General features: G+C 65.2%; 8 protein-coding genes. 4 read left to right on the top strand and 4 right to left on the bottom strand.

What is annotated here, in order from left to right; translation table 11 throughout:
• Positions 1 to 50: 50 nt before the first annotated feature.
• The 3 genes from TVNIR_RS08150 to TVNIR_RS08140 all read right to left on the bottom strand — a co-directional run bounded on the left by TVNIR_RS08150 (position 51) and on the right by TVNIR_RS08140 (position 4282).
• On the bottom strand, positions 51 to 1799 hold the full coding sequence (locus tag TVNIR_RS08150) for an ATP-binding protein (protein ID WP_211263158.1): 1749 nt from the start codon (positions 1797 to 1799) through the stop codon (positions 51 to 53).
• Positions 1796 to 2902 carry a toll/interleukin-1 receptor domain-containing protein gene (locus TVNIR_RS08145; protein WP_015258524.1) on the bottom strand — a complete coding sequence of 369 codons (1107 nt, stop codon included), beginning with the start codon at positions 2900 to 2902 and terminating at the stop codon, positions 1796 to 1798. The genes TVNIR_RS08150 and TVNIR_RS08145 overlap by 4 nt, the downstream gene beginning before the upstream one ends.
• Positions 2903 to 3310: 408 nt before the next feature.
• A complete protein-coding gene (locus tag TVNIR_RS08140; RefSeq protein ID WP_083499408.1) occupies positions 3311 to 4282 on the bottom strand; it encodes a DUF4062 domain-containing protein in 972 nt (323 codons plus the stop codon).
• Between the two features lie 291 nt (positions 4283 to 4573).
• On the opposite strand from TVNIR_RS08140, the gene TVNIR_RS08135 reads away from it, so the two are divergent.
• Complete coding sequence (locus TVNIR_RS08135) at positions 4574 to 10228, top strand: CHAT domain-containing protein (protein WP_083499407.1); 5655 nt, start codon at positions 4574 to 4576, stop codon at positions 10226 to 10228.
• Between the two features lie 32 nt (positions 10229 to 10260).
• On the opposite strand, the gene TVNIR_RS19760 is transcribed toward TVNIR_RS08135, so the two are convergent.
• Positions 10261 to 10404 carry a hypothetical protein gene (locus TVNIR_RS19760; protein ID WP_157092224.1) on the bottom strand — a complete coding sequence of 48 codons (144 nt, stop codon included), beginning with the start codon at positions 10402 to 10404 and terminating at the stop codon, positions 10261 to 10263.
• Positions 10405 to 10478: 74 nt separating this feature from the next.
• Between TVNIR_RS19760 and TVNIR_RS08130 the strand changes: the two genes are divergently transcribed.
• The 3 genes from TVNIR_RS08130 (at position 10479) to TVNIR_RS08120 (ending at position 12562) form a co-directional block, all read left to right on the top strand.
• Positions 10479 to 10907 carry an antitoxin Xre/MbcA/ParS toxin-binding domain-containing protein gene (locus TVNIR_RS08130; protein WP_015258519.1) on the top strand — a complete coding sequence of 143 codons (429 nt, stop codon included), beginning with the start codon at positions 10479 to 10481 and terminating at the stop codon, positions 10905 to 10907.
• On the top strand, positions 10907 to 11398 hold the full coding sequence (locus tag TVNIR_RS08125; RefSeq protein ID WP_015258518.1) for an RES family NAD+ phosphorylase: 492 nt from the start codon (positions 10907 to 10909) through the stop codon (positions 11396 to 11398). Before TVNIR_RS08130 ends, TVNIR_RS08125 begins: the two co-directional genes overlap by 1 nt.
• 567 nt (positions 11399 to 11965) lie before the next feature.
• The gene (locus tag TVNIR_RS08120) at positions 11966 to 12562 is read left to right on the top strand and encodes a Uma2 family endonuclease (protein ID WP_015258517.1); all 597 of its coding nucleotides are present in this window, start codon (positions 11966 to 11968) and stop codon (positions 12560 to 12562) included.
• The last annotated feature ends 296 nt before the right edge of the window (positions 12563 to 12858 follow it).

Here is a 12858-nt window from a genome sequence, read left to right as displayed (position 1 = left end):
TCCCCGTGATCATGGAGACCACCATAGCCGCGACGCGCTATACCGTCAAGTCATCGCAGCTTTCTCCAGGGGGGGCTGAACGGATACGTTCCCGGTTCGCCTTGCCACAACCGCTCACGTGCCAGTTCGCGTTGAAAACCCTCCGCCTCCGAGGAGGCCTGCTGTACTTGTGATTGCTGCCACCACCCCCAGCCCAGCAATCCCATAATGACGGGAAGGATGATCAGAGCGGCGGTGACGTTCTGCAATCTTCGCCGGCTGCGTTCGACGGCTTGGATACGCTTGCTTTCGCGCATGCTTGCAGCCAGAAGCTTTTGTACCCGCTCCCAGCCGCCGCCGTAGCGCTGTGCCCAGGCGGGGTTGCGACGTTCAAGCCACGCCGCACGCTCCTCGGTGGTACCTGGGCCAAGGAGATTCGCGCGGTCGCGTTCGAAGCTGTCGGCCTGAACCAGCAGGGCACGCCAGATCAACCCACTGCGGAACTCCCGGATCAGCCAGCCCTTCTCGGGATCGGCGATTCGTTGCCAACACCGGATCAGCGCCTCGTGGCTGATATCAATCCGATCCTGGGCCTCCAGGGGAGCTTCACCGTAGGGCCTCAGGAACGATACGCCATCCTTGCGAAAGGCTTCGAGTACGCAGCGGAGCGTGCCCTCCGTCGCTCCTGTCACGGCGAGTAGCTCGGACAGACTGCAGGGCCGCCGGATGGCGTGGCCATCGGCGTTGATTTCCGTGAGCGCTCGAAACAGATCTTCGATCAGGCGAGGTGAATCGCCGCCACGGATGCAAGTCTCCTGCGCAACCGCCATGACCTCGTCGGCGTGATCCGACAGGAGGCCATTGAGGCCGTGCTTCCCCTGGTAGTGCTCGCTCTCCAGACGCCAGCGAGGAGAGGTTGATTCAGCCCCATCGAGTTCCGGCTGCGGGTCGGCGGGTGCGGGCCTGTCTGTGCTGACAAACCTCTGATGCAGGCGCATCAGCCCGTGCTGGATCAAAGGCAGTTGGTCCTGATCGCCTCCGGAATCGGCGATGAGGCGATTCGCCAATTCCCGGCTCACCCAGCCTGAGTAGAGCTTTGCCGGCTCGCGGATCGCGCGCAACAGGTCCGCGTGTTCCATCCGTGGTAACAGGTACTGGTTGGCATTGACCGTTTCCGCAAGGCCACGGTATCGCGCGCAGGCACCCAGGAATTCCGAGCGCATTGTGAGAACCGTGTAGAAACCGGCCGGTGGGTTCTGTGCCAGGCCCACCAGCAGATCCGCGAGCAAACGGGCCTGCTCGTCACCATGGCGACGGGCGTGTTCGAACAACTCCTCGAACTGGTCGACCAACAAGCAGAAGGGGCGATCGGCATCCGCTCCCAGGAACTCCGCGAGATCCGCCACGGCGCCGGCCCCAAAATTCAGCATTCTCCGGATCGCGACGACCCGTTCCTCGAAATCATCGCCCGAATTCGGGGTGTCAGGGGTCGCCGCCAGGACCTTGGCGAGGTTCCACAAGGGCGCGTGACCCGGGAGCATGATGCCGACGTGCCAGACAGCACCTCCGCGGGCACTGTCCTGCTCCAGCCAGGGGAGGACACCGGCGCGGATCAGGGAACTCTTCCCGCAGCCCGAATCCCCGTGCACGACGACGAAGCGATTGTGGATCAGGCGGTTCACGACCGCATCGACCATGCGCTCACGACCGAAGAAAATCAGCCACTCGTGTTTCTCGAACGGTCTTAACCCGGGATAAGGGCGCGGGGGGCGGTCGGAACCGAAGGGGGTACCCGCCGGCTCCGTGGTACGGCCACTCATTCGTCGTGTCTCAGTTGTGCACTGTGGCCAGCAAGCCACTGTCGGACGGCAGGCGTCCAGGGGTCGTCGGTTGCATCCAGCCAATCGGCCTGGACATTGCGTGCGGTGGCCCGACGCACCGGTGTCACGATGCCATCTCCGACGGTGTTCAGAAGGCCGCAGGGGAGGGGACGGCTGGAACGCGCGCGCGCCGATTGCCGGTCATGCTTGCCGATCACGATGAGATCGGTGTCGACGGCGCGGGCGTCGTCGGTACCCAGAAGCAACACAGCATCGCTCTCAGCCATGATCTCCACGCGGCGTTCGCGGGCCTCCTGGCGCTTCACGGGATCTTTTTCAACGGTGTCAGGTTCACCGGGCACAATCGCGAATCCCTCCTGCGTCAGCGCGATCGCTGTGTCCTCCCATCTGCGGGCCTGGTCGACGCGGCCATGCAGGTACAACACCTGTCCATCGGTGTGAGCCAGTCGTTCCGCCCCGGCCCGAGCCTTGAGCTGTTCCTCGAGCACGCGCTGCATATCGTCGAGTTTGAGGTGAAGACGCCCGACGATATCGAGTAGCGCTTCGTCGAAATCCTGGCCGAAGGGGCGGGGGCCGGGGAGTACGGACCAGCCGAGCGGCCGGGCAGGAATCTTGCCACTGGTGTGGAATCGGAACCCCTTGAGCCGATGTCCACGCTGATCGGAAAAAACATCGGGCCACGTCTCCTCGGTGGGCAGGATCTGCACGATGACGACGCGCCCCTCGATGGGCAAACCCGTGGCGGTCTGGCGCTTGCACCACCATTCCCTTTCGTCCTCGCACCATGGGGACGCCAGGTAGTCGGGTGACATCAATACGAGCAGCAAGGCCGAGGCCTCGATTTCCCGGCGTAGCTGATCGGTGAGGGGCGCCAGGGGATCCACGCCATGCCCCGGGCGGTGCTGCTGGTCGAGGAAGATCCGCAGCGGTTCCCGGTACCTGCGATCGACCTTGAGTTCCCGCTCCAACTCAGCGGCGAAAGCCACCGACCAGGGTTGCAGATAGGATTGGCCGTTGCCATCGTCGCCATGGCTGTAGCTGACAAAGATGTCGTGCGAGAAAGGCGGACCGACGTAGCTCACCGGAGTCCCGCTTCGTGCCACCGGTTTGCCGCGAGAGGGGATGCGAAAAGCCGCCGCTGCCGATCGACCACGGATAGCAACGAATCCTTCACCTCGTCGGTGGGGTTACCGTACATCCTGCGTCTCCTCATCGTCCGGGAGCCGCGATCCTGTGTTGACGCGCCCAGGGTCCGGTTCCCCGCGGCGCTAACCCTTTTCGGGAATCCGCGCGTGTCACCCCTGTATCAAGAGTAGACCAAGCGTTGCCAAAACCAAGCGGGGCAGTATGGTACGGGGCACTGGGCAGGTCGTTAGCCATTGCTGGTCGGGGAACAGTTCCCGCTCTGCTCCCCTTGGGGGAGATGCGGGGCAGGCATGGGGGTGAATCCTTCGCGGCTAAAGGCTTCGTTCCTCGCGATGACGAATGAATCAGCGCTTCCCCACTTGAACATGCACATTCTCGGTTCCGGCGAGATCGCGAATCAGCTCCAGCGGCACGCGCAGGCGATCGGAATGCTGCACCAGCAGATCCGCCAGGGCATCAAGCTGGTCGAGCAGCATCACCACCGGTCCTTCCTGTGCGAGGACTCGCACACAAGCCGCGGGGCTGCCGGGCAACTCCAGGTAGTCTGCGAGAGCCATGTCGTCGGCCAGTTGTTGCGGCAGATAGTCCGCCTTGATACCGAGCACCGGAATCGATTGCTGTTCGAGGAGAGCGCCGAGGCGCGCGAGCAGTGCCGACTTGCCGCAGCCCGGCTCACCCAGCAGCAGGTGCACCGAATGAGTTGCTTCCCCGATGTGTTGAAGCAGATCGTCGAGTTCGGGGCGAGCCAGCCAACGGTCTTGGGGCAGGGTCGTGGGCCAAGAAAGCAGATCCCGAGAAGCACGCTGGAATCGCTCGCGCAGATCGGGTGCCGAAAGTCGGTTGCGACGGCTCTGCTTGTCAAGCTCGCGGTTCACCCCCATCCTGAGATGATCGCGCAAACCGGTGAGGTCCTCGAACTCGGCCGGACGAACTGCACGCCGAACCTCTCGGTGAAAATCCTCCAATGCCCCCAACGGCTCCGGATCCTGAATAACCGAGACTTGGGTATTGTGGATGGTGGTACGGAACAGCGCGACCACCGGGATGCCTGCGGAACGGGCGCGACGAAACTCCAGGTGGGTGATCGACAGCCCCTCCGGGTTGTTGTCCTCCGGTCGAAATCCGTAGCGGTGCCCCAGGATCAGCACGACGACATCGCACTCGGAAACGTCCTCCAGGCAGCTATGCCGCACAGTCTCGCTGGCCGCCGTGTAGCTGTGCACCGGCTGGTGGCCGGCAGCGGTCAGCCAGTCCATCGCGGCTTGGCGTTCGGCTTGCAGGTCGAGCTTCGTTGAGGAGATGTAGATCCTGGCCATGGGTTCCGTTTACGGCAGGCTGGCAACGCACGAATTCGCAACTTCCTTCCGAGATGTTACCCGTAGCCGTCAATGACACCAATTGCGTTCCACCCCATGGCAAAGCCCGGTCGCACCGCGAGACGACTGTTGCCTGGTTTTTCGCCGATAGTCTTGAGTAAACGACCGGCGGGTCGTTTCTCGGGGACTCCGGCAAGCGTGTGCCCTGTATTGGCCTTGGAATGACGAGGAGGCTGCCGAGGCTCTGCTATAAGGTAGGTGTCACAGCAGCAAGACCAGGGAGGGGATGCGATGTTGCAAACAACCATCACGCTGACTTTTACCACGCAGCCTGGGGCGAGTCGTGGACTGGCCCGTTCCGACCGGGCTTCCGAGTCCGAACGCGAATCCATCAACGAGTGCTCGGCGGGGCTGTTCGAGATCGATTCGATCGAGAGCTTCGAGGTCGGTGCTGCGCGAGCTGGCGGGGAGGTGGTCAGCAGGGACCTGGACCCCGGCGATGTCGTGCGAGTCGAGCTCGACGACGGCGGCGAGCTGTGGCTGACGGTGGAGCGATTGCAGGAGCTTGCCGGGCAGGCGGATGGGGATCTGGTGCTGGGTTCCGAAACCCCGCTGGCACGTGGCGGCGCGCCTTCGCGCGGGATTCGGCGGTGGCTGAGGCGCCTGTCGATCGTGCGGGTGCGCTGGAAGGACGAACTGAAGGATGCAGCAGCGACGCAGGCGGTGCTGACGGGGATCCGGAAGATCGAGGGGCAGTTGCTCGAGGGGCGCACGGGCCTTTATCGCTGCTTATTCCCCGGTAACGCGGAGGCCCCGTTGTTCGATGCGGTTCGGGGGGCGTTTCCGCGTTCCGACACCCCGATCCTGGTTCTGCTGCACGGCACGGCCTCGTCGACGCTCGGGAGTTTCAGTGGGCTCTGGGGCGCGAAGAGCAGCAAGGGGGGCGGGAAGGCTCGGGAGCGGTGGAACGCCTGGCGGGAAAAGGTGAACGCCCTGTACGGCGGCAACGTGTTCGCGCTGGAGCATTGCAGTCTGAGCGAGAGCCCGATCCTGAATGCCTGCACGGTGCTGGAACACCTGGCGCCGGACCAGCCGCTGCATCTGATCTCGCATTCGCGCGGCGGCCTGGTCGGGGAATTGCTCTGCCGGGGGCGGATCGGGAACCGGGCGGAGCCGGTTACGCAGGAGGATATCGACCGCTACCTTTCCGCGTACCGGAACGAGGACGGGAGTTTCCCGGCGGACACCGATTCCGTCGCGGCGCGCGTGCGCATCCGCGAGGAGTTGGAGCGGCTGAACCGTCTGCTCGCCGAGAAGCGCCCGCGGGTGGAGCGGTTCGCGCGGGTCGGCTGCCCGGCGCGTGGAACCACCCTGGCCGCGAGCCGGCTGGACGTGTATCTGAGCCTGGTGCTCTCGGGAGTGCAGCTCGTCGGCACGAAGTTCCTCGGTCCGAAGGCGGGTACGTTCATCGGCGGGTTGAAGAGCCTGCTGATCGCGATTGCGCGAAAGCGTTTCGACGACGGGCTGCTGCCGGGCATCAAGGCGATGGTGCCGGATGGCGGCATGGCCCGGTTCATCAACGATCCGGAATTGAGCGTCGATGGCGATCTCGCGGTGATCGCCGGCAACGCGGACGTGGGCGGTGGGCTGCGCCAGACCTTGCTGGTCGCGTTGACCAATCTCTACTACTGGCAGGGCAACGACTGGGTGGTCGAAACCGACGCGATGGTCGGCGGCCATCCCCGCGCGTTGCACCCAATGCGGTTCCTCGATCGTGGAGACCGCGACCAGCCGGTCAACCACTTCTCCTACTTCGCGAACGACCGGACCTGCCAGGCGATCCTGCGGGTGCTGGAGGGCACGCACCGCGCGCATCCCGAATTCACCTCGCTCGCGGACGAGCCGGTGAAGACCAAGAGCCGGGGCGAGCGCGCGGCGCCGCGAAACTGCATCACCGTGATGCTGCCAGGCCTTCCGGGCAGTCATCTGCGCGCGGACGATGACCGGGTGTGGCTGCATCTGGGGAACATCGCGTTGGGCCGTCTGCACCGGCTCGACATTACCAAGCCCGAGAGGGAGGTGGAGCCGGCCGGCTGGTTCAAGAGCCGCTACGCCGCGCTGCAGGCGGAGCTGGAGAGCCGGGGCCACCGGGTGGTGCCGTTCGACTACGACTGGCGCCTCTCGCTCGCCGACAACAGCCGGCGACTCGCCGAGACGCTCGGTGCGCTGTCGGTGGCAGCGCGGCGCGAGGGTCTGCCGCTGCGCATCCTCGCGCATTCGATGGGCGGCTGGGTGGCGCTGCACTGGCTTGCCACCGAGACCGAAGGCCTGTGGGACCGTCTGTGCGTTGAACACGACATGCGGCTGGTCATGGCCGGCACGCCGCTGCAGGGGACCTTTGACACCGTGCGGTTGTTGACCGCGCGGCATCCGCTGTTGCGCATGCTCGCGGCAGTGGACCTGAAACGCAATCGCTACGCACTCGCGGATCAGTTCCGCCATTACCCGGGCCTGCTGGAAACTCTGCCGTCACCGGCGGGCGAAGCCGGCCGACCGAATTTCTTCGACGACCGCGGCTGGGCGGTGATTGCGGATGCACTGAAGCGCAACCGCTGGACATCGCCGGAGCAGAGCGCGCTGCAGCAGGCCTTCGCGGTGCGCAGCCGGGTGGACGTGGAGGCACCGCCGCTTAATGCGAGCCGGGTGATCTATCTCGCGGGTCAGGATGAAAGGACCCCCAACGGCGTCGAGGGTTCGCGGGGGCGGCTCGCCTTTGCGCAGACTTCTGAGGGCGATGGCCTGACCACCTGGGCCAGCATTCCGGAGTGGCTGAAGGACGGGCACTGCTGGTACCTGCCGGGCGTGAAGCACGGTGACCTGCTGCGCGTTGGCAGTGCTTTTCCGGCGATCCGCGAACTGGTCGAGACCGGTAGCACCGGCCTGTTGCAGCAACGTCCACCCGCGGTGCTGCCGGGGAGAGTGGCGCGCGGGGCTCCCGCGGACGCGGTCGGAGTTTCGGAGGAAGAAATCGAGACGCCGTTTCTGTTCCCCACCGAAGACGAACTCGAGGCCGCCGCACTGCACGGAACGGCCTGGACCGCCGGTGCCGAGCGGGAAACCGTGGCGCCGTGCCATGTGCGCATCCGACACGGGAATCTGCTGTACGCCGACGTACCGGTGATGGTCGGGCACTACGAGCACGAAGGCATCACCGGTTCTGAGGATGTGCTGGACCAGCAACTGGATGGCCGCTTGCGTGCGTTGCACCGGGTGGGTTTGTACCCGGGGCCGCTGAATTCGGTGGAAATTCTGACGAAGCCCGGCGACGGTCGCACCGACGGCGCGGTGGTCGTCGGGCTGGGTCCGCTGGGCGGGCTGACCGCGCCGCTGTTGCGGCGGACCCTGCGTCATGCGCTGATCCGCTTCGCGCGGCAGCACGGCGAGTGTCAGCGCTATTGCCGGCATGATAGCGAGCTGAAGCTTGCGTCGCTGGTAATCGGCTCGGGCGCCGACGGCATCCCGCGCGAAGCCGCGGTGAATGCCTTGCTGGAGGCGGTTGTTTCCGCGAACCGGCAGTTGGCTGAGCTCGGTGCACCGTTGGTGCAGCAGCTCGATATTGTCGAAATGCTGGACGATGCGGCGATCGCCACCGCCCATGCCTGTGCCCGAGCGCGCAAATACCTGGAAGGGCCGCTGAGCTTCGACTTCTCGATCCAGCCGATGCCCGGTGGCCGCCAACGGACCGTTTGTGCCGACCCCGACCCATGGTGGCGGCGCATTCAGATCACCGTCACCGAGGACGACAACGGGCAGGAGGTGCTGGACTTTGCGCCGCTCACCGAGCGCGCCGGGATCGACGTGACGTCGCATACCGTGCAGAGCGCAATGCTCGACAGCTTGCTGGCCGAGGCGACCGCCGACACCGGGAGCGACTCGGGGTTGTCCACCGCGCTGTTCGAACTGTTGGTTCCCCGTGCCTTCAAGGCCCAGATCGAGGCGCAGGGCGGGATGGTGCTGCTGGTCGACGATGCTACCGCGCGCTTTCCCTGGGAGTTGCTGAACGATCGGCGCAGCCGCGAGACCGAGCCGCTCGCCTGCCGGATCGGGCTGGTGCGCCAGCTTTACCAGCGGTCCGACGGACCGGTCCCAACCGCGCGCAACCGCAAGGCACTGGTGGTCGGCGATACCCAGGCCGGCGGTTCGTTCGCCGAGCTGCCCGGCGCGCAGCAGGAGGCGAAGGCGGTGGCCGGTCTGCTCGAACGCCACGGCTTCGATGCCGGCCGGCCGCTGATCCGTGCCACAGCCGGTGAGGTAATCCGCACCTGGACGGTCGACGATTACCAGATCATGCACCTGGCCGGCCATGGGGTGCTCGACCACGCGATGGGTACCTCGCGCAGCGGCCAGGAAGTCCGCAGTACCGGGCTGATACTGAACGAGCGCAGCGTGCTGGGTCCGCTGGAGATCGCGGCCCGTGACCGCATGCCTGAAATCGTTTTCGTCAATTGCTGCCATCTCGGGGCGAACCGGGAACCACCGCCCGGCGGCCCGCGCAACGAACTGGCGGCCAATCTGGGGACACAGTTCATCCGTGCCGGGGTCCGGTGCGTGGTGGCGGCGGGGTGGGAGGTCGACGATGCGGCGGCGGAACTGTTTGCCAGGACGTTCTACGAACAGATGCTATCCGGGGAGACGTTCGGGCAGGCTGTGCTCAAGGCACGCCGGGCCACCTTCGACGCGTATCGACATTCCGACACCTGGGCTGCGTATCAGTGCTACGGCGACCAGTCCTTCCGCCTCGTCGAGCGCCACGATGATGCTGCGTCTGGCGGCAAGCGGGACTACTACAGCCCGCGAGAGGTCGAGGTCGAGGCCGCGAACATCCGCGCCGATCTGTTTCAGGCGAGAGGCGCGTCCTGGGAAAGGCTAGAGGAGCGCCTCGAAGAGATCGAAAAAGCTGTTGAGGATCATCCGCATCTGAAGACCGGGGCTTCCTGCACGGCCGTCGCCCTGGCCTGGTACGAGTTCGGGGCATTCGACAAGGCGATTCACTGGAGCAAAGCAGCACTGGCGTGCAACGACTCCGGCGCATCGCTGCGGGCCATGGAATGCCGGGCGAATGCGTTGGCTCGGCTCGCCGAACAGATGGCCATGAGCGCAGGTTGCGATGGTGACATTCACGGGCCCGGGACGGGAGACGGCGAAACGGGAGCGGAAGCCGTGGCGGACGAGAGCCCCATCACGGACGAGCGGCGCGGGGCAGTTTTCGCCGACGCGGAGTCGAACGCCAGTGAGGCTGTCGAACAGGCGCAGGAACTCCGGAAATTCGCCGATACCCCGGAACGCATCCAGATCGAGGCCAGTGCCCATAAACACCTCGGAATCGTTCGTTGGTTGAAGGACGACTCCGAGAGTCCCGGCTCCGGGCGCGAGCGCCGCGTGGCTCCGAAGCAGGTGCGGGAACCGCTGGCCCGTGCCTACGCGTGTCATCGCGAAGCCGTCGAACTGGCGTATTCGGTCAGTGGCCGATTCAGCGGTTACCCGTTGCTGAATGCCGCCGGGCTGTGGCTTTTTCTCGCCCAGCACGGCGGGCGATCCAAAGAGGTCGTCGATCTGCTGCAGCCGCGTGATTCCGTATTGGACGAACTCGACCGCCTTGGGCGCCAGTTTGAATCGGCGCCCCGCGCCGAGGGTCCGGAGCGTTTCTGGGATCGCACCGACCGCATCCATCTCGATCTCTACCGTGGGCTGCTGGCCGAGAATCTGCACGAGCCGGCCGAGGCGCCCCTTTGGAGGAATCTCGCTGAACGCTACCGGGAGGAGTTTCGGCTTGCCTCGAATCGCGAGCGCGATTCGGTGATCAAGCAGATCCGGCTGCTGGGCAGGATGCTGGGGAACAAACCACCGGCGCTGAAGGAGTTGCTCGACGCAATCAGCAAGCCGTGACGTTGGCCGAACCCATGAACCGCCATCCGCCATCAGGTGTCACGGCAGGCGCGGAGGAGCTTCTGCGACTGCATGAAGTCTGCGAGCCGCTCACCGTAGCCGGCGTAGTCGCTCGCGACCCGGTCTGATTCGCTGACCAACCGGGCACCCGGCGTTGCGGCAATCGCCGAAGGCATGATCGTCATTCGGATGTGATTTAGACGTCGGATTGATTCATACTCAACGGCGATCCTTTCCTCTGGAGACCGTGATGGGACCTTCCAACGCCCAGGCTTTCCTCGACCAGTTGCCGATTCCGGAGCGGGCCTTCAGCGATCCGGCCGACTACATCCGGCTGGTGCGGACCGGGATCCCGGGAGAAGTGGTGCGTCAGGCGGTGCAGTTGCTCGGCCATCGCGAGATGTTCGTGCGGCTGCTGCACACGAGTTCAGCCAACCTGAGCCGGTTCTATCGGCGCAAGGCGCTCGACCCGGTGGCCAGCGAGGAAGTGCTCGACGCGCTCCGGCTGTTTGCCGAAGCCGAGCGTGTCTGGGGGAGTCTGGATACCGCCGGGACCTGGCTGAACACGCCTGTCCCCGCCCTGGCAGGCGAGCGCCCGCTGGACCTGTTCGATACCTTCGAGGGTCGGCAATGGGTGCGTGAAGTCCTGCGCAAGATCGAGTTCGGCGAGTTCAGTTGATGCGGCTGTACCGCATCTGTCCCGAGCGCTACCTCGAAGACTACAGCGGCCGCGGCGCGAGCTACCGGGACGGTGCCCGCTGGAACAGCGCTGGCCACCCCGTGCTCTACTTTGCCTGCTCGGCTGCCACCGCGCTGCTGGAACTGGCGAACTACCTGCCATCCCCGCGCCTGGTTCCCGCCGACTACCGGCTGGGGGTGTACCAGCTACCCAACGAGATTGCACAGGAAACCCTTGCGCGCACAGCGCTACCGCCCGACTGGGCGGCCTACCCGTATCCGGAGACGACCCGGCGCAAGGGCGACGCCTGGCTGAAAGCGGGCAAGCATCTGATCCTGCTCGTGCCGAGCGCCGCGGTTCCCGGCGGTCTCGACAATATCGCCGTGTTCAATCCCGTGCATCCGCAATCGGCCAGGATTCGGCTGAACAAGGCCTACGCCGACCTGTACAACGCGCGCACATTCCGGGGAATCGGGGCCGAGGAGAAGTAGACGCATTGCTGCAGGCCACACGGCCCTGGGAGCCTGCGTCCGCTGCACGACCACTGTGTTCGGTTCCATGCAGGCGATCGCCTTGTGGCCACTTCGGAACTCGATTCACGGCCCGAATCGGTCTGGACCATGCTGCGATGCTCGATGTTACGACCGCCATGCAGTGGATCGGTATCCGTTCAGTCCCCCCCTCCCAAATCCGAGTGCGAGGGTTAGGAAAGCGCCTGTCATTGTCATTGCGAGCGAAGCGCGGCAATCCAAACGACGCAAATTGAATCACCGCCTTATGGATCGCCACGTCGCTTCGCTCCTCGCGATGACGCATTTTCCTGGGCAGGGGGGCGACGAGGATGCGGACGGGGGCCGAACGCATTTGTGGATCGTGGCGACTCCGCGTCGGTCTCGGCGCGATGCGGTATCCGCTCCCAGTCGAGGGTAACGATCTCGGCCGACCGGCAGGGCAGGCTGCCGGTCAGGTCGGAAATGTCGCGTCGCTCGGCAGCCCACCTTGGTACGGGGTCGGTTTCCCGTCTACCATGAAGCACGAAGCGATTCCGGAGTCGAGCGATGGTCGAAGCGGCACCGAGAACCCGGTTGAGCGTCAACGAATATCTTGCCGGAGAACTCGCCAGCGAGATTCGCCACGAATACGTGGGGGGTGAGGTGTACGCGATGGTCGGCGCGAGCGATCGGCACGGGCTGATCGCGGGCAACCTGTTTGCGGCGCTGCGTCCCCGGCTGCGTGGGACCCCCTGCCAACTGTTCATGGCCGACATGAAACTGCGGGTGCGGGTCGCAGGGGACACTGCGTTCTACTACCCGGACCTGCTGCTGTCCTGCGACCCGGAAGACCGCGAGACCTATTTCCGTACCCGGCCCTGCCTGGTGGTCGAAGTGCTGTCCGAAACAACCGAGCGCATCGACCGGCGCGAGAAGCTGTACGCCTACACTGCCATCCCGACGCTGCAGGAATACCTGCTGCTGTCGCAGGACCGGGTCGAGGCCGAGCTGCGCCGCCGCGCAGGCGACGGCTGGGAGGTACACCGGATCACCGAGGGTCACGTTTCGCTGACCTGCCTCGGACTCGAAGTGCCGCTGGACGCCATTTACGAGGACGTTCCGCTACCCGGATCGGGCCTACCGTCCGCATCGCCTTCCCGGTAGGAGGGCGCGCCCTCCCGGCGACCTGGCGCTGGAAATCCCATCGGCCAGGGGCTGGTCTCCTTCATCCGCGCCCGTGGGAGCGGAACGAATTTGACCACCGGCGGCGCATACGTGCCGATTGGGTGCGCCAATCGGCGCTGCGCAAGCCCCAACCGTTATTCCTGCCCCGGAGCCCGATGGCGGATGACGCTGCGCTCTTCCGTCCGACGTAATGGCTGCGGGCGGGTACAATGCTGGCCTTTGGTCGAACAGGGTTGCAAGTCCTGCGCATCCTCCTTCCGTCGCCCATCCCGGAG

It is taken from the genome of Thioalkalivibrio nitratireducens DSM 14787, assembly GCF_000321415.2.
Lineage (GTDB): Bacteria > Pseudomonadota > Gammaproteobacteria > Ectothiorhodospirales > Ectothiorhodospiraceae > Thioalkalivibrio > Thioalkalivibrio nitratireducens.
This window is presented reverse-complemented; position numbering and strand designations above follow the sequence as displayed.